Raw genomic sequence first — 16,529 nt, forward strand, 5'->3', positions numbered from 1 at the left:
TTGAACGGACCGATCCATGGCCACCACTGCTGACACGCTGAAGCTCGAGCCCGCCAACGCCGGCGGCCATGCCCATGCGCACGACGATCATGACCACAAGCCGGGCTTCTTCGCCCGCTGGTTCATGTCGACCAACCACAAGGATATCGGGACGCTGTACCTGATCTTCGCGATCATCGCGGGGATCGTCGGCGGCGCTCTGTCGGGCATCATGCGCGCCGAGCTTATGGAGCCGGGCATCCAGTATCTGACCAAGGCCTGGCCGATCGGTGCGGGCACGGCCAATATCGACGAGGCCTATCACCACTGGAACGTGCTGATCACCGGCCACGGCCTGATCATGGTCTTCTTCATGGTCATGCCGGCGCTGATCGGCGGCTTTGCCAACTGGTTCGTGCCGATTATGATCGGTGCGCCGGACATGGCCTTCCCGCGGATGAACAACATCAGCTTCTGGCTAACCGTTGCGGGCTTCTGTTCGCTGCTGCTGTCGACCTTCACCAGCGGCGGGACCGGCGTCGGCGCGGGCACCGGCTGGACCGTCTATGCCCCGCTGTCGACCAGCGGGTCGGCCGGGCCGGCGGTCGATTTCGCCATCTTCGCGCTCCACCTTGCGGGTGCGGGTTCGATCCTAGGCGCGATCAACTTTATCACCACCATCTTCAACATGCGCGCGCCGGGGATGACCCTGCACAAGATGCCGCTGTTCGTGTGGTCGATCCTGGTCACCGCCTTCCTGCTGCTGCTGGCGCTGCCGGTGCTGGCGGGTGCGATCACCATGCTGCTGACCGACCGCAATTTCGGCACGGCCTTCTTCGACGCGTCGGGCGGCGGTGACCCGCTGCTCTACCAGCACCTGTTCTGGTTCTTCGGCCACCCCGAAGTCTACATCATGATCCTGCCGGCGTTCGGCATCGTCAGCCAGATCGTCGCGACCTTCAGCCGCAAGCCGGTGTTCGGCTATCTCGGCATGGCCTACGCCATGGTCGCGATCGGCGTGGTCGGGTTCGTCGTGTGGGCGCACCACATGTTCACCGTCGGCCTCGACGTGAACGTGAAGATGTACTTCACAGCCGCGACCATGATCATCGCGGTCCCGACCGGCGTGAAGATCTTCAGCTGGATCGCGACCATGTGGGGCGGGTCGATCACCTTCCCGACCCCGATGCTGTTCGCGATCGGCTTCATCTTCCTGTTCACGGTCGGCGGCGTAACCGGTGTCGTGCTCGCCAATGGCGGCGTCGACACCTACATGCACGACACCTATTACGTCGTGGCGCACTTCCACTACGTGCTGTCGCTGGGCGCCGTGTTCGGCATCTTCGCGGGCTTCTACTACTGGTTCCCGAAGATGAGCGGGAAGATGTACAACGAGGTCCTCGGCAAGCTTCACTTCTTCGTGATGTTCGCCGGCGTGAACCTGATCTTCTTCCCGCAGCACTTCCTCGGCCTCGACGGCATGCCGCGGCGTATCCCGGACTACAACGAGGCGTTCGCTTACTGGAACTACGTGTCGACCGTCGGTTACATGGTGACCGTCGCGGCGATGGGCGTGTTCTTCGTGAACGTGATCCTGAGCCTGATCGGCGGCAAGAAGGCGCCGGACAATCCCTGGGGCGAAGGCGCGACCACGCTCGAGTGGACCCTGCCGAGCCCGCCGCCCTACCACCAGTTCGACGTGCTGCCGCAGATCGACTGAGGCACCCAGTCAACTAGACCATGGCAAGGCCCGCCCCGAGATCCTCAGGGCGGGCCTTGTTGCGTGAAACGTGGCTGAAACAAGCGCGCGCTTGCATCCTCAGCCGCCCGCGTCACTGTGCGGCGATGCGTATCCTCATCCTCCCGCTTGCCGCCCTTGCCCTCACCGCCGCTGCCGGGCCGATCGACCCGGCGCGGATCAAGGAGGATGTGCGCACCCTGTCGTCCGACGCCTTCGACGGGCGCGGCCCGGGGGAGAAGGGGGAGGCGGCGACCATCGCCTATCTCGCGAAGCAGCTGGCGGCGGCGGGACTCCAGCCGGGGGGCGAGGATGGCGGCTGGTTCCAGAAGGTGCCGCTGGTGCGGCTCGACACGCAGCCGGGCGCGACCGCGACGATCCGCGCTGGCGGGCAGGCCGACGTGCTTCGCGACGGGCCCGACCTCGACATCAATCCGACCAACCCCGGGGTGACCGACGTGCGCGATGCGCCGCTGGTGTTCGCCGGCTGGGGCGCGCCCGATCCGGCGCGGGGCTGGGACGCGTTCCAGGGCGTCGACGTGCGCGGCAAGGTCGTGGTCATGCTGGCCGGCGATCCCGACCTCGAAGGCGGCAAGGACCTCGGCTTTGGCGGACGCGCGCTGGTGGTCGGCGGACGCGGCGGGACCAAGGCGGCGGCGGCGGCGAAGGCGGGCGCGCTTGGCGTGCTCTTCATCCACGAGACGGCGGCCTACAGCTGGCCTTATTCGCAGGCGGGCGACAGCATCCGCGTCCCGGCCTTTTCCTATGCGCCCTTGAAGCCCAATCCGCTGCAGTTCGCCGGGATCGTGCGCGGCGGGGCGATCCTGCCGGTGCTGGCGAAGCTCGGCCTGACGTTGCCCGCGCTCAAAGTGCGGGCACGAACGCCCGAGTTCCGGGCGTTCCCGCTGCAGGCGACGGTCAGCGTGGCGGCAACCAACAAGGCGTCCGACGTGATCAGCCACAATGTCGTCGGCGTGCTGCGCGGCAGCGCGCGGCCCGACCAGTTCGTCCTTTACGGCGCGCACTGGGACGCCAACGGACACAACGGCCCGGACCGAACCGGCGACACGATCCGCAACGGCGCGATCGACAATGCAACGGGCACGGCCGAGCTGCTGGAAGTGGCGCGGGCCTTTGCGGCGGGCAATCGGCCCGAGCGCTCGGTGGTGTTCGCGGCCTGGACCTCGGAGGAGAAGGGGCTGCTCGGCGCTGAATATTACGCCCAGCACCCGCTCTATTCGCTGGCGAAGACCGCGGCGGTGATCAACCTCGACCCGCATGTGGTGCTGCCCGCGGCGAGGAACCTCGAGCTGATCGGGCCGGGACAGACCGACCTCGAGGGACTGCTGGCGGTGGCAGCGCGCGAACAGGGATTGCGGGTCGACGCTGAGCCGAGCCCCGAAGCGGGGTGGTATTTCCGGTCGGACCATTACCCCTTCGCGCAGCGCGGGGTGCCGGCGCTGGCGTTCCGGGCCGGACGCGACCTCAAGTCGGGCGGCGCAGCGGCGGGGCAGCGGATCGTCGGCGAGTATAATGTTCGCTGCTACCACCAGCCGTGCGACGAATTCCGTCCCGGCTGGACCTTCGCCGGCACCGCGCAGGAAGCGCTGGCAGCGTTCCGGGTCGGGCAAATGGTCGCGAATTCAGGCGCGTGGCCGACGTGGAATGCCGGGTCGGGCTATGCCGCGGCGCGATCGCAAAGCGCATCCGAACGGCGCTAGCGCGCCGGGGCATCGACCTTTCGCGCGGTGCGGACGATCACGGGGGGCGAGAGCATCTGCCCCTTCATCGGGCCGACGCCCTTTTCCGGATCGACCGGCGAGGCGAAGATCGCCTTCACCACGTCCATCCCTTCGACCACATGACCGAACGGCGCGAAATCGTCGCCGAAGGGGATCGCGCCAAGGGTGATGAAGAAGTCGCTGCGCCCGGTGCCGGGGCCGGCGTTGGCAAGGAGGATGGTGCCGGGTTCATGCTTGATCCCGGTCTTGCTTGCCGGTTCGTGCGCGACCGGCGGGTAGAGCAGGCGGGCGTCCTTGGTGATCCCGCTCTGGATGAGGCCGTTGCCTTCGCCGTAGGGCATGGCGCGGTAGAAACCGATCCCGTCGAACCGCTTCGATTCCACGTAGCGGAGGAAGTTGGCGGTGGTGAGCGGCGCGCGTCCGCGTTCCAGCGCGAGGAGGATCGGGCCCTTTTCCGTGTCGAGGCGGACGTAGGCGAGGTCGGCAGCCGGCGCCTGGACCTGCGCCTGGGCAGCGAGAGCCGGAGCGGCGGGGAGTAGCGCCAAGGCGCTGAAAGCAAGGACGATTCGGGTCAGCATCGGGCTATTCTACCCGAGCACGGCACTTGGTCCAGTGAGCCCCGAGCGGCAGCTTTCCTCTTTGGTCGCGGGGGCCTATAGGCCCGCCTGAATCATGAGCACCGCAGTATCCACCCACGACCTCCCGGCCGACTGGCGCGACCTGTTCGCGCTGACCAAGCCGCGCGTCATGACCCTGGTGGTGTTCACCGGGCTTGCCGGCCTGCTCGCTGCGCCGGTGCACATGCACCCGGTGCTGGCGTTTACCGCGGTTCTCTGCATCGCGGTCGGGGCCGGCGGGGCGGGCGCGCTCAACATGTGGTACGAGGCGGACATCGACGCGCAGATGAAGCGCACCGCCAAGCGGCCGCTTCCGGGCGGGCGGCTGAAGCCAGAGACCGCCTTCCAGTTCGCGGTCGGCCTCAGCCTTGGCAGCGTGGTCCTGATGGACCTTGCGACCAATCACCTGGCGGCGGCGATCCTCGCGTTCAGCATCTTCTTCTATGCGGTCGTCTACACCGCCTGGCTGAAGCGGCGGACCCCGCAGAACATCGTCATCGGCGGTGCGGCGGGCGCCTTTCCGCCGCTGATCGGCTGGGTCGCCGCGACCGGCCGGATCGAGCTTTTGCCGGTGCTGCTGTTCCTCAACATCTTCCTGTGGACGCCGCCGCACTTCTGGGCGCTCAGCCTGTTCGTGAAGACCGATTATGCCAATGCCGGCGTGCCGATGCTGCCGGTGGTGGCGGGGTTCGAGGCGACGCGGCGCCAGATCGCGCTCTACACCGTGCCGATGGTGATCGTGGCGGTGGCGCCCTGGCCGCTTGGTCTGACCGGCGCCGTCTATGGCGTGGTGGCGAGCGTCTTGAGCGCCATATTCTTGGTGCTGAGCCTGCGGGTGCTTGCCAACAAGGCGACCGAGCCGGCCGGAATGGGCCCGGAAAAGGCGCTATTCAAATTCTCGATCCTTTATCAATTCGCTGTATTTGGAGCCCTGGTTGTGGATCGTTACCTGTGACGCAGCCTGAAGATGAGGTGATCCGCGCCCGGCAGCGCAAGGCAGCGCGGGTGACCGCGATCCTGCTGTTCGCCTTCATCGCGCTGACCTTTGCGGTGACCATCGCCAAGATGACGGTCAATCAGTGACGGCAGCGTCGCTCGACCGCGGCAACCTTAACGCCCGCAACCGCCGGGTGGCGGGCTATGCGGTGCTGTTCGTGCTGTTCATGGTCGGCCTCGCCTTCGCCAGCGTGCCGCTTTACCGCATCTTCTGCCAGGCGACGGGCTTTGGCGGCACCCCGATGCGGGCCAGCGCCGCCCCGGGCGCCCAAGCCGCGCTGGCCCCGGTCGGCGTGCGTTTCGATGCCAATGTGAATTCGGCGCTGCCGTGGGAATTCAAGCCCGAGACCAACACGACCCGGGTCGTGCCGGGGGCGCGGATCGTCACCTATTTCACTGCCAAGAACCTGACGGCGCGGGAAACGACGGGCACCGCGACGTTCAACGTCACGCCCGAGATCGCGGGCCAGTATTTCAGCAAGCTCGAATGTTTCTGCTTCACCGAGCAGACGCTGCACGGCGGGCAGAAGGTCGAAATGCCGGTGGTCTTCTTCGTCGATCCGAAGATCCGCACCGACCCCGCGACCAAGCATATCGAGGAGATCACCCTCTCCTACACCTTTTACCCGGTGGAAAAGCGCGCCGAGGCTCGCTAGAGCGCCCTTCAGCAACAGTTTAGCTTGGAATTTCGAGGACCCATGGCCGCGACCCGCAACCATCCGTACCACATCCTTCCGCCGAGCCTCTGGCCGCTGATCGGCGCCTTCTCGGGCCTTGCGCTGACGGCTGGCGGCGTGCTGGCGATGCACGACAATCCCTACGGCAAGTTCGTCCTCCTGGCGGGCTTTGCGGGCGTCCTGCTGACCATGTTCAGCTGGTGGCGCGACGTGGTGCACGAAAGCCGCGCGGGCGATCACACGCCGATCGTGCAGCTTCACCTGCGCTACGGGATGATCCTCTTCATCGCGTCGGAAGTGATGTTCTTCCTCGCCTGGTTCTGGGCCTTCTTCGACAATGCCCTGTTCCCGAGCGCGGTGGAGAGCATCGGCGGCGTGTGGCCGCCCAAGGACATGCCGGTCATCAACCCGCTCGGCTTCCCGCTGCTCAATACCCTGATCCTGCTGTGTTCGGGCACGACGGTGACCTGGGCGCACCACAGCCTGATCAACGGCGACCGCGAGGGGCTGAAGACCGGCCTCCTCGCCACCATCGCGCTCGGCCTCGTGTTCAGCTCGATCCAGGCTTATGAATATGCCCACGCGCCGTTCGGCTTCGTGAGCGCCAGCGGCGGCAACGTCTATGGCTCGACCTTCATGATGGCGACCGGCTTCCACGGCGCGCACGTGCTGATCGGGACCATCTTCCTGATCGTCTGCTATATCCGCGCAGCCAGGGGCGACTTCACCCCCGAGAAGCATTTCGGCTTCGAGGCGGCGGCCTGGTACTGGCACTTCGTCGACGTGGTGTGGCTGTTCCTGTTCGTCTCCATCTACCTGTGGGGTGGCTGGGGCGCCGAGTGGCACGGCTGATCACCCATGCGGGACCGGCGGGCCAGTGGCTCGCCGGCCTCTGCCCACGTTGCGAGAAGGGCCGGCTGTTCGCCGGCCCTGTTCGTTTGCGTGACGCCTGCAGCGAATGCGGGCTCGATTTCACCCAGTTCAATGTCGGCGACGGGCCGGCGGCGTTCCTGATCCTGCTGGTCGGAGCGCTGCTGGTGATCGGGGCGCTGGTGGTCGATGCCGCGTACGAGCCGGCGTGGTGGGTGCACCTCGTCTGGCTGCCGGTCGGCGCAGCGCTGACGCTGGGTGGGCTGCGGCTGGCCAAGGCATGGCTGCTCGGCGCCGAATATCGCAACGCGGCGCACGAAGGACGGTTGGTCAAGTGAAGCGGGTGCCGATCCTGGCGACGCTGGTGGTGCTGGCGGCGGTGGCGACGATGGTCGCGCTTGGCGTCTGGCAGCTCGGGCGGGCGAAGGAAAAGGAAGCGGCGATCGCCGAGGTCGTCCGCAACGTGAAGGCAAGCCGGATCGACGTGGCGCCCGGCCTCGACCTGCAGGCGAACCTGTTCCGTCCGGCGCGGGCGCGCTGCGAGAGACGCTCGCCGACGCGGCTGACCGGGGCGGGCAAATACGGCTTCCGCATCATCGCGGATTGCAGTGCCGGGCTGAACCAGCCGCTGGCGGTGCAGCTGGGAACTGTCCGGCAGCCCAAGGAGGGCCAAGCGTTCGAGGGCGGCGTGGTCAATGGCTATCTGGCGCAGGCCCCGGACAACCGGTCGCTGCTCCGCCAGCTGTTCGATCATCGTCCGGCCGGGATGATGATCGTGGCGGACCCGCCGCTGGCCGGGCTGGCGGCCAACCCGCCGGCCGACCTCGACAGCATTCCCAACAACCACAAGAGCTATGCGGTGCAATGGTTCGCGTTCGCCGCCATCGCTCTGGTCATCTATGCCCTGGCGCTGCGGAGGCGGTGGGCATGACGGCGATCACCCAGCTCGCCAATGGCCTGACCGTCATCACCCGGCCGATGCCGGGGCTGGAGACGGCCAGCATCGCGCTATTCGCAGGCGTCGGATCGCGCCACGAAACGGAGCGGCTGAACGGCCTTGCCCACCTGTTCGAGCATATGGTGTTCAAGGGCGCCGGGGGGCGTTCTGCGCGGCAGATCAGCGAGGCGATCGAGGATGTCGGCGGCGAACTCAACGCCTGCACCGAGCGCGACCAGACGAGCTTTACCGCCGCGGTGCTGAGCGATCACGTCGGCCTTGCGGTCGAACTGATCGGCGATCTCGTCTGCCGGCCGGCGTTCGACGCATCGGAACTGGAGCGCGAGGCCGAGGTCGTCCTGCAGGAGCTTGCCGAGGCGGAGGACACCCCCTCGGACATCATCTTCGACCATCTTTGGAGCCAGGCCTTTGCCGGGCAGGCGCTCGGCCGCTCGATCCTCGGCAGCGAGGAAAGCGTGCGGGCGATCCGGACCGGCGACCTGTTCGCCTGGCGGGACGAACATTATCGCGGCGGATCGATGGTGCTGAGCGCGGCCGGGGCAGTCGAGCATGAGGCGGTGGTCGCGCTTGCCGAGCGGCACCTGGCGACACTGGCCGCGGGTGCGGTTCCGGCAGCGCCCACCGCGCGTTTCACCGCGGAAAGCCGGCACGAGCGGGCCAAGGCCGAGCAGGCGCAGATCACGCTCGCCTATGAAGCGCCGGGCCAGAAGGACGCGGGCTACCTTGCGGCGCGGCTGTTCGCGGACATCGCGGGCGGGGGGGCATCGTCGCGCCTGTTCCAGTCGGTCCGGGAAGAGCGCGGGCTTGCTTACACGGTGAGCGCGGGGCTGCACGGGCATGATGACCTTGGCCTGCTCCACGTCCATGCCGCCACCGCGCGCAAGGAAGGCAAGGCGGCGCAGGTGCTGATCGAAGAGGTGCTCCACGAAACCGCCGCGGGTCTCGAGCAGCGCGAGCTGGACCGGGCGCGGATCCAGATCCGCGCGGGCCAGGCGATGGCGCTCGAAACGCCGTGGGGACAGGCCGCGCAGGCCGCGCGCCAGTGGCTGGTCCACGGACGGTTGATCGGGCGCGAGGAACTGGCCGACCGGCTCGCGGCGCTGAGCGTCGAGGACGTGCGCGACGCGGGGGCACGGATGCTGCGCGGCGCGCCGGCGCGGGCGACCTTCGGAGTGGCAGCATGAGCGACCTTCAGACCATCGTCGCCGAGCCGTGGGCCGACTGGGGCCTGATCGATTGCGGGCACGGCCTCAAATATGAGCGCTATGGGCATATCAAGGTGGTCCGCCCCGAGCCGCAGGCGATGTGGGCGCCGGCCGCGGACGATTGGGACCCGGACGCGACCTTCGTGCCCGGCAGCGACGAGGACGGCGGCGGGCGCTGGGTCCAGCATCGCCCCGTTCCGCGCAGCTGGCCGCTGCGCCGCGACGGGGTCCGCTTCGAGGCGAGCCTGACCCCGTTCCGCCACCTCGGCTTCTTTCCCGACATGGCCCCGCAATGGGACTGGATGCGGGCGCGGGCCGAAGGCGGAGAGGTGATGAACCTGTTCGGCTACACCGGCGTCGGCACCCTGCTGCTGAGCGAGGCGGGGGCGCGCCTGACCCATGTCGATGCGTCCAAGAAAAGCGTCGAGCAGGGCAAGAACAATGCTCATCTGTCCGAGCTGGAAGAGCGGCCGATCCGCTGGATGATCGACGATGCCGCCAAGTTCACCGCGCGCGAGGTGCGGCGCGGGCGGCGCTATGACGGCATCCTCCTCGATCCGCCCAAGTTCGGGCGCGGGCCGACGGGCGAGGTGTGGCGGCTGGAAGAGCATCTGCCCGGCCTGATCGAGGATTGCGGGCGGCTGCTGGACGAGAACAGCCGGTTCTTGGTGCTGACGGTCTATGCAGTGCGGATGAGCGCGATCAGCGTTGGCGAATTGCTGCGGCAGACGCTCGGTCATCTTGGCGGGCGGATCAAGGTCGGCGAGATGACTGTGCGCGAGGAAGCCCGCGGGCTGCTGCTGCCGACTGCCTTGTTCGCGCGCTGGGTGCGCGACTAGGTCCTGGTCGCGCGAAGGGCCGCGCCGGCGACGAACGGTGCCCCGACGAACAGGAACAGGCTGACCGCGGCTTCGAGCTGCAGCGCTCCGGCGCGCGGATCGCCCGCGGCCGAGGCGGCGAAGATCAGCAGCGGAATGGCCAGCGGAAGCAGCAGCAGGGCGCCGAGCGCCGACGCCTGGCGAAGTCCCGCGGTAAGGCTTGCGACCGCGACGGCGAGGGCGGCAAGCCCAGGAGTGCCGACCGCGAGCGTGACGAGCGTGCGCTGCAGCGCTTCGGGCGGCATGCCGAGCAGGACCGACGCGGGCACGGCGGCGATCAGCAAGGGCGGCCCGAAGCCGAGCCAGTGGGCGATCGTCCGGGCGAGCGCGACTTCTTCCATGCGGAGGCCAGCCAGTGCGAGCTGGTCGAGGTGGCCCGAAGCACGGTCGGGCTCGATCAGGCGTTCGAGGGGCAGGAGGGCTGCGGTCAGGGCGGCGATCCACAACAGGCCGGGGCCGACGCGGGCGAGCAGCCTGGCGTCGGGCCCGACCGCGAAGGGCATGAGCGCGGCGACCAGCAGGAAAAAGATGATCGGCAGCAATGCGCTTCCGGCGAATGTCCGGCGAAGGTCGCGGCGGATCAGCCGGCCGATCACCGGGCCAGCTCCAGCAGCCGCCAGTCGGCGCCGGCAAGCGGCTGGTGCGAAGCGGCGAGGATCGCGCCGCCGCCGGCGATGTGTGTCCGGATCAGCGCTTCGAGCAGGCCGAGCGAGGCTGCATCGAGGCCGTTCGCAGGCTCATCGAGCAGCCACAGGGGCGCGCTGCTAAGGGTCACGCGGGCGAGCGAGGCACGCCGCAGCTGTCCGGTCGAGAGCAGGCGGACGGGCACTTCGGCCAGCGCCTCGAGGCCCGTGGCAGCAAGCGCGTCCGGCACCCGCGCGGGATCGGGCGCCCAGAAAGCGAGCGCCCTGGCGAGCGGCAATTCGGCATCGAGCGCGGGGCGTTCGTCGGCAAGCGCGCACGGTTCGCTGTCGACCTTTCCGGCGAGGGGACGCAGCAGCCCGGCGGCGAGGCGCAGCAGGCTCGACTTGCCGGTGCCGTTGGGTCCGCTGACCAGCACCGCTTCACCCGGCCCGACCGCCAGGTCCAGCCCTTCGAACAGGAGGCGCCCGCCGCGCCAGCAGGCCACGTTGGTCAGCCGCAGCAGGCTCAAGCGGCAGCGTCCTCGAGTGCGTGCATGTCTTCGTCGCTGAGGCCGAAGTGGTGGCCGATCTCGTGGATCAGGACGTGGGCGACGAGATGTTCGAGGCTGTCCTCGCCTTCGCTCCATTCGAGCAGGATCGGAACGCGGTAAAGGAAGACCCGGTCGGGAAAGCGGCCGCTTTCATCAACGCTGCGTTCGGTCAGCGGGCGGCCAACGTAGAGGCCCGAAAGGTCGTAGGGGCTTTCGATCCCCATGTCGGCCAGCGTCTCGTCCTCGGCGAAGTCGTCGACCTGCAGCAGGACCTCGCGCGCGGTGGCGGCAAAGGGTTCGGGCAGGCGGTCGAGCGCGGCGCGGGCGAGCGCCTCAATCTCCGACAGGCTGGGGGCAGGACCGAAGGCGCGCATGGGAAAGCGGTGTAGCGCGTGGGAAGCGGCTGCCAAGCGGGTTGTTCCTTGCGCGCGGACCCCCTAAGAGCCCGCGCAGTCCAGGCACCTATACGAAGTGCGGAGCGGTGGCCGAGTGGTCGAAGGCGCTCGCCTGGAAAGTGAGTATACGGCAAAACCGTATCGAGGGTTCGAATCCCTCCCGCTCCGCCAGCCTCATGTTTGTCGACGTTCTCCAGTCGGCGGCAGAGGGGCTGGATGGCTGCCATAGGTTGTAAGTGGAAGGCGGGAGTTTTTCGTACCCGTAATGTGGGCGGCAGCAACTCTGCTGACTTCAATTCCGCGAGCGAGAGCCTGTTCTTACGGGCAATCACCGCCACTCTGGATTACTGCTTGAGGGGTGCCAATCCGCAAGCACGGGGGCGGTTTGGCATCAGGCGTAGGGAGCCTGGAGGCGAGCTGGTCGGCAAGCGTTGCGGCACCACCGAGAACATCGGACGGATTGCTCGGGAGAGATGGTCGGAGGGGGCGCCCATTCGCATATAACCTCGGTGCGAATTGCTGTCGTGCAGATCGTCTACGGTCGCTCGGAAGACCAGGGGAAGTTCAGGTAGCGGTCGCGGCTGTCGAAACAGATGTTGCCATACATTTTCAGATAAGAGTTTCGGCGCGACGGGTCGGCATAGACGGCTTTCGGGTCGGCCACATCCCGCTCGTAATGCGCGATATTCGCGATCGTAAGGGCCTTGGGGAGGATGTCCATTGCCTGCGGCACCCACCGCCCGTCTAGCCAGTCCGCAGCGAAGCGACCCATCGCATAGCCGAAGATTGAGGACGCGAGGCTGATGCTCGCCTTGTAGGGACTTCCGGCCTTTTTAAGCTCCGCTACGGCGGCGCGCTCGCCATCAATGCCGCCGAGGAACTGGTCCGGCCGCGCCTTTCCCGCCTGGCGCAGGGCATCGAGCGCACCAAGGACGACGGTGTCGGCGCCCAGCACGACATCGATCTTGGGGTGCGCCAGCAGGATCGTCTTCATCGTGCGATAGCCCCCCGTCCGATCGACGGTGACGGGCGAGATGTCGGCCACGATGGTCACGCCCGGCAACTTGCGCAGCGTATCGCGCATGGCGGTGAAGCGCGGGGCGAGGAACTGAAGATTGTCGTGGGTCAGCAGGACGACTTTTGCCCTACCGCCGAGCCGTGTCCGGATGTGCGCCGCGGCCGCATCCGCCAGCACCTTGCCGGTCTGGTACTGCGGCGCATTCAGAATGGTCGTAGCAGGGGGAGGCACGATCGCCCCGACGTAGGCACCGCTCCTGATCACGCGTTCGATGCCGGGGCTCAGGGACGGCGGATCGATCGGGGCGACCACCAGGGAGCCCGCCTTTCGCGCCTGAAGCGCGTTGATCTGCCGGATCATCAGCCCGGGATCGTTGTTGGCGCGCATGCTTCGATAGGTGAGGCCCCGATCGGACGCTGCGGCGGCAAGGCCGCGCCCGATGCCTTGGACGAACTCACGGTCATTGTCCTGGACGAACACGAGTTCGCGGAGCAGGCCCCGTGGCTTGGCGCAGCTGCTCCGGGCCGGGTTGAAGGGAGGAAGGACAACGGGGCGTGTGAGCCCGTGACCCGGCGCCGGCGCCGCGGACAGCGGTGCCGCGGCAAGGACCAATGCCGCAGCAACCCCGCGCATCACCTGCCACGCGGCGGTTCTCATGCGGGCTGCAGCGTCGAAAAGGTCATCCGTGCGGCGGTGCCGGGTGTGCGATCGATATACTCGACCTTGGTCTTCAGCCCCGCCGCCATCGCTGCAACGATTTTCGATCCCAAGCCCGTTCCGCCAGGACGAGAGCTGGCGCCGACGCCGATCCCATCATCCTGCACGACCAGTTCGGCACGCCCTTCTTTCAGCATCCGCAGCATGACGCGAATCTCGCCCGACTGACCGGCGGGATAGGCGTATTTGAATGCGTTCGTCACCAGCTCCGTCGCGATCACCCCAAGGCTGATGCTCTGATCGGTGGGAAGGGAGATCGGGTCGAGCGCACTTGTCAGCCGGGCGGAATGACCGTCCTTGTTCATCGCCCGTCCCAAATTCTCCAGCATCACGCTCAGATAGTCGTTGAGCGCGACCGAGGTCACGTCGTTGGATGTGTAGAGGCTCTTGTGAATCTGCGAGATCGCCTGGATTCGTGACTCGGTCTCCTTCAGGGCACCCCTGGCCGCTTCGTCGGTCACCGTCTTGGCCTGCATGGTGACCAGCGCGGCCACGAGCTGAAGGCTATTGCTGACCCGGTGATTGACCTCGGCCAGCAGCAACTCGGCGCGTTCCCGGGCGCGGGCCAGCTCCTCGGTCCGCCGCTCGACCCGTTCTTCCAACGTGACGTTGATCGCGCGCACCTCGTCCCGTGCCTGGGTGATCTCCCGCCGGTTACGAAGCACGTTCAACGTCACCGCGGCCACGACGAGGATGATGACGATCGTTGCGATGATCGACACCAGGCGCAGCATCGCGGCATTGTCTTGCTGCTCAAGCTGGGAGAGCGTCGATTTCTCATCGACGTCCAACATCGCGCCGTAAAGGTAGACGTTGATTTCATCCATCAGGGCCTTGCCCCGATTACTGCGGATGACCGACAGCGCCTCGGTGTCCGCGCCGGAGCGCTTCAGCGCCACACTCTCGTCCATCTCGCGGAACTTCTCGGCGACCGCCTGATGCAGCCGAGGAAGGTACGGCGGGGGCTCTGACCCTGTCTCGAGACGCTGCGCGAGATCGGACAGATGCTGCAGGGCGCGCGCCTTGGCCGTGTCGTACGGCGCGAGGTAGATTTCGTTGCCGGTCAGCAGATAGCCGCGCTGGCTCGATTCCGCTGTGCGTAGTGCGTCGCGCAGCTCCACTGCAGCCGTCCGCGTGCCCCGCTGGACGTCCGACGCCTGAAAGATCGAGTTCGACCGCTCACCGAGCCACATCGTCATCCCGAGGATGGCGAACAACGCCAGGAAGCCGACGATGAGACCGATGACGATGCCCAGAGCGAGCCGGCCCCTTGCCGGATTGTCGTGCTCGCGTTTCAGGCTCGAGGTCTGCATGCGCTCGTTCTAGTGCAAGTTACCCCAGAGTCACCTTGGGCCCTCAGCTTTGTCTCGAGGTCAGGTAGTAGATCGATTTCACACGATCAGGCAGCCAACTTACCGGCAGCGACTGGTGGGAAGCGGAAAGGCTGCTTTCGGGTGAGCAAGGCAGATAGCGGACGCTAGATTATGCTTCGCGAGACGTCGGCTCAGCGCCCAGTCCGGACACTCACAAACGATTGCCGATCGCCCAATTGCGGACATCTGAGCCTAATCGGCAAGTCGAGGATAGCGGCCCAAGGTGAGAACGGCCGGGCCACCGATGGCAAACAAGGCCGCTGCGACCGCGAAGCTGACGTCATAGCTGCCCGCGCGTTCGGCAAGGGCGGCGAAGGCGAGCGGGCCGATTCCGCCGGCGAAGGCGACGCCGGCGTATAGAAGACCATAGGTCTTGCCGTAGCTGCGCAGGCCGAAATAGCGCGTCGTGAGATAGGCGAGAAGGTCAAGTTCTGCGCCCGCTGCGACCCCGACCAGCACGGCTGCCGTGATGGCAAGCGCGAGGGAGGGATCTCCCATTAGGATCAGGCAGCCGATGGCAGCTGGGGTAAGCACGACTGCCGCTACCCCTGGTGCCCACAACCGATCGATCAGCCAGCCCACCGTTATCCGGCCGGCAATGACGGAGAAACCGAAGGCGCTCGCGGCAAGTGCGGCAGATTCCCGGGCGATCCCCTTGTCGGTGAGCGCAGGAATGAGGTTGGGGATCATGCCGGCGATTCCGAGGTACATGGCAAGCACCGACCCCAGCATTACCCAGAAGCGATAGGTGCGAACGGCCTCACCAGTGGTCAGGCCCGGCCTTTCGACAGAGCTTGTTTGCGCGCGAAGAACGTCACCGGCGGGCTTGAAGAACAGCACGGCCAGCGGCAGCGCAAGGGCGAGGGGAAGAAGAGCGACACCGACGAATGCCGTTCGCCAGCCGAACCGCTCAATCAGCCAGGTGACGTAGGGCGGTGCAAGGATAGCGATGATCCCAGTTCCTGCGAGCGCCATCGCCAGGGCAAGGCCGCGATGCCGATCGAAATGACTGGCGATTGCCTTTGTCCAACTGATCGGACCGCTGCCCCCACCCAACGTCGCGACAACCGCGAAGCAGAGGTAGAAGAGCGGCAGGCTGCCGTTGTTACGCGAAGCGAGCAGGAAAGCGGCGCCGACTCCGGTCAGGCCGATTAAAGCCAGCGGGCGGGCGCCGAAGCGCTCGATCAGGGCTCCGATGAACGGCGCCGCGAGGCCGCCTAAACCGCTGCTGAAGAGCAGGGCCGCGGTGACTTCGGTGCGGGTCCAGCCGAATTCGCGGCCGAGCGGGTCGACGAACGCGCCGATTGAATAGACGGCGATCCCGACCGAGCCAAACGCGACCCCCGCGACGCAGGCGAGCAGCAGTTTCCACCCGGTGGCAAATTCGTTGCGCGTGTCGGCGTCCCTCATTGGTCCTCGTCGATGATGGCGACGGCCCTGGTCCAGCCGGCGGAGGCAGCACGGATCTTCACCGGAAAGCAGGAGATGGTGAAGCCGGTTGCGGGCAACTGCTCGAGATTGTGCAGCTTTTCGATATGGCAGTAGCCGATGTCGCGCCCGGCGCGGTGGCCTTCCCAGATCAGTGAGGCATCTCCGGTCTCGGCGAAGCGTTCGCGAGTGTAGAGGAAAGGCGCATCCCAGCTCCAGGCGTCGGTGCCGGTGACGCGGACCCCCTTTTCGAGCAGAAACAGGGTCGCCTCGCGGCCCATGCCGCAGCCGCGCACGACGTAATCGTCCGAGCCGTAGCGGTTCCCGGCTGCGGTGTTGACCACCACGATGTCGAGCGGGGCGAGACGGTGGCCGATGCGATCGAGTTCTGCCTCGACCTCGGCTGCGGTCGCGACGTGGCCATCGGGCAGGTGGCGCAAGTCGAGCTTCACGCCCGGGCCGAAACACCAGTCGAGCGGCACTTCGTCGATGGTGATGGCGCGGCGACCGCCGTCCATGGTCGAGGCATAATGATACGGCGCGTCGAGGTGGGTGCCATTGTGGGTGGTGAGCGCGATCCGCTCGATCGCCCAGCCTTCGCCGTCGGGAAGTTGTTCTCTAGTCAAACCGGGGAAGAAAGAGGTGATCTCGCCGACCGAAGCGGCGTGATCGATATAGTCGATCTGCGGACGATAGCCTTCGGGATCGGAAGCGACGTCATTTTCGATCGGCACCGACAGGTCGATGATGCGTCTCGCCATGCT

The 16,529-nt window shown here is 66.9% G+C and carries 18 protein-coding genes and 1 tRNA gene; 11 read left to right on the plus strand and 8 right to left on the minus strand.

Going from position 1 to position 16,529, the window contains the following annotated elements:
* Window positions 1-16 precede the first annotated feature (16 nt).
* A complete protein-coding gene (gene ctaD / locus ABD729_RS03755) occupies window positions 17-1,699 on the plus strand; it encodes a cytochrome c oxidase subunit I (protein WP_344708812.1) in 1,683 nt (560 codons plus the stop codon).
* Between the two features lie 125 nt (window positions 1,700-1,824).
* On the plus strand, window positions 1,825-3,438 hold the full coding sequence (locus tag ABD729_RS03760) for a M28 family peptidase (RefSeq protein WP_344708813.1): 1,614 nt from the start codon (window positions 1,825-1,827) through the stop codon (window positions 3,436-3,438).
* On the opposite strand, the gene ABD729_RS03765 is transcribed toward ABD729_RS03760, so the two are convergent.
* Window positions 3,435-4,004: a peptidylprolyl isomerase gene (locus ABD729_RS03765; protein WP_344708814.1), complete on the minus strand. Its 570-nt coding sequence runs from the start codon at window positions 4,002-4,004 to the stop codon at window positions 3,435-3,437. The genes ABD729_RS03760 and ABD729_RS03765 overlap by 4 nt on opposite strands.
* Window positions 4,005-4,131: 127 nt before the next feature.
* Here ABD729_RS03765 and ABD729_RS03770 point away from each other — a divergent pair, with 127 nt between their 5' ends.
* The 8 genes from ABD729_RS03770 to ABD729_RS03805 are packed head-to-tail and all read left to right on the plus strand — an operon-like array spanning window position 4,132 to window position 9,621.
* Complete coding sequence (locus ABD729_RS03770; protein WP_344708815.1) at window positions 4,132-5,031, plus strand: heme o synthase; 900 nt, start codon at window positions 4,132-4,134, stop codon at window positions 5,029-5,031.
* On the plus strand, window positions 5,028-5,159 hold the full coding sequence (locus ABD729_RS03775; protein WP_344708816.1) for a hypothetical protein: 132 nt from the start codon (window positions 5,028-5,030) through the stop codon (window positions 5,157-5,159). The genes ABD729_RS03770 and ABD729_RS03775 overlap by 4 nt, the downstream gene beginning before the upstream one ends.
* Window positions 5,156-5,728: a cytochrome c oxidase assembly protein gene (locus ABD729_RS03780; RefSeq protein ID WP_344708817.1), complete on the plus strand. Its 573-nt coding sequence runs from the start codon at window positions 5,156-5,158 to the stop codon at window positions 5,726-5,728. Before ABD729_RS03775 ends, ABD729_RS03780 begins: the two co-directional genes overlap by 4 nt.
* Window positions 5,729-5,770: 42 nt before the next feature.
* Window positions 5,771-6,601, plus strand: a complete 831-nt coding sequence (locus tag ABD729_RS03785; protein ID WP_344708818.1) for a cytochrome c oxidase subunit 3 — start codon at window positions 5,771-5,773, stop codon at window positions 6,599-6,601.
* Window positions 6,589-6,957 carry a DUF983 domain-containing protein gene (locus tag ABD729_RS03790; protein ID WP_344708819.1) on the plus strand — a complete coding sequence of 123 codons (369 nt, stop codon included), beginning with the start codon at window positions 6,589-6,591 and terminating at the stop codon, window positions 6,955-6,957. The genes ABD729_RS03785 and ABD729_RS03790 overlap by 13 nt, the downstream gene beginning before the upstream one ends.
* Window positions 6,954-7,550, plus strand: a complete 597-nt coding sequence (locus tag ABD729_RS03795) for an SURF1 family protein (RefSeq protein ID WP_344708820.1) — start codon at window positions 6,954-6,956, stop codon at window positions 7,548-7,550. The genes ABD729_RS03790 and ABD729_RS03795 overlap by 4 nt, the downstream gene beginning before the upstream one ends.
* Window positions 7,547-8,761 (plus strand): M16 family metallopeptidase, encoded by a 1,215-nt coding sequence (locus tag ABD729_RS03800; RefSeq protein WP_344708821.1) that lies wholly within the window; start codon window positions 7,547-7,549, stop codon window positions 8,759-8,761. The genes ABD729_RS03795 and ABD729_RS03800 overlap by 4 nt, the downstream gene beginning before the upstream one ends.
* Window positions 8,758-9,621: a class I SAM-dependent methyltransferase gene (locus tag ABD729_RS03805; protein ID WP_344708822.1), complete on the plus strand. Its 864-nt coding sequence runs from the start codon at window positions 8,758-8,760 to the stop codon at window positions 9,619-9,621. The genes ABD729_RS03800 and ABD729_RS03805 overlap by 4 nt, the downstream gene beginning before the upstream one ends.
* Here ABD729_RS03805 and ABD729_RS03810 read toward each other — a convergent pair.
* Genes ABD729_RS03810 through ABD729_RS03820 form a run of 3 tightly spaced genes read right to left on the minus strand, consistent with a single transcriptional unit; the run spans window position 9,618 to window position 11,208 of the window.
* Window positions 9,618-10,256 (minus strand): heme exporter protein CcmB, encoded by a 639-nt coding sequence (locus ABD729_RS03810; RefSeq protein ID WP_344708823.1) that lies wholly within the window; start codon window positions 10,254-10,256, stop codon window positions 9,618-9,620. The genes ABD729_RS03805 and ABD729_RS03810 overlap by 4 nt on opposite strands.
* Window positions 10,253-10,813, minus strand: coding sequence for a heme ABC exporter ATP-binding protein CcmA (gene ccmA, locus ABD729_RS03815; protein ID WP_344708824.1), 561 nt, complete (start codon window positions 10,811-10,813; stop codon window positions 10,253-10,255). Before ccmA ends, ABD729_RS03810 begins: the two co-directional genes overlap by 4 nt.
* Window positions 10,810-11,208, minus strand: coding sequence for a metallopeptidase family protein (locus ABD729_RS03820; RefSeq protein WP_344708825.1), 399 nt, complete (start codon window positions 11,206-11,208; stop codon window positions 10,810-10,812). The genes ccmA and ABD729_RS03820 overlap by 4 nt, the downstream gene beginning before the upstream one ends.
* A gap of 101 nt (window positions 11,209-11,309) precedes the next feature.
* Between ABD729_RS03820 and ABD729_RS03825 the strand changes: the two genes are divergently transcribed.
* Window positions 11,310-11,400 (plus strand) — tRNA-Ser (locus ABD729_RS03825).
* Between the two features lie 364 nt (window positions 11,401-11,764).
* Here ABD729_RS03825 and ABD729_RS03830 read toward each other — a convergent pair.
* From ABD729_RS03830 to ABD729_RS03845, 4 genes are all read right to left on the minus strand, one after another.
* Window positions 11,765-12,904, minus strand: coding sequence for a sugar ABC transporter substrate-binding protein (locus ABD729_RS03830; protein WP_344708826.1), 1,140 nt, complete (start codon window positions 12,902-12,904; stop codon window positions 11,765-11,767).
* Window positions 12,901-14,277, minus strand: a complete 1,377-nt coding sequence (locus tag ABD729_RS03835) for a sensor histidine kinase (RefSeq protein WP_344708827.1) — start codon at window positions 14,275-14,277, stop codon at window positions 12,901-12,903. Before ABD729_RS03835 ends, ABD729_RS03830 begins: the two co-directional genes overlap by 4 nt.
* Window positions 14,278-14,529: 252 nt before the next feature.
* Window positions 14,530-15,747 (minus strand): MFS transporter, encoded by a 1,218-nt coding sequence (locus ABD729_RS03840; RefSeq protein ID WP_344708828.1) that lies wholly within the window; start codon window positions 15,745-15,747, stop codon window positions 14,530-14,532.
* Window positions 15,744-16,526 (minus strand): cyclase family protein, encoded by a 783-nt coding sequence (locus ABD729_RS03845; RefSeq protein WP_344708829.1) that lies wholly within the window; start codon window positions 16,524-16,526, stop codon window positions 15,744-15,746. Before ABD729_RS03845 ends, ABD729_RS03840 begins: the two co-directional genes overlap by 4 nt.
* Window positions 16,527-16,529 lie beyond the last annotated feature (3 nt).

The sequence above is a fragment of the Sphingomonas humi genome (assembly GCF_039536725.1).
GTDB lineage: Bacteria > Pseudomonadota > Alphaproteobacteria > Sphingomonadales > Sphingomonadaceae > Sphingomicrobium > Sphingomicrobium humi.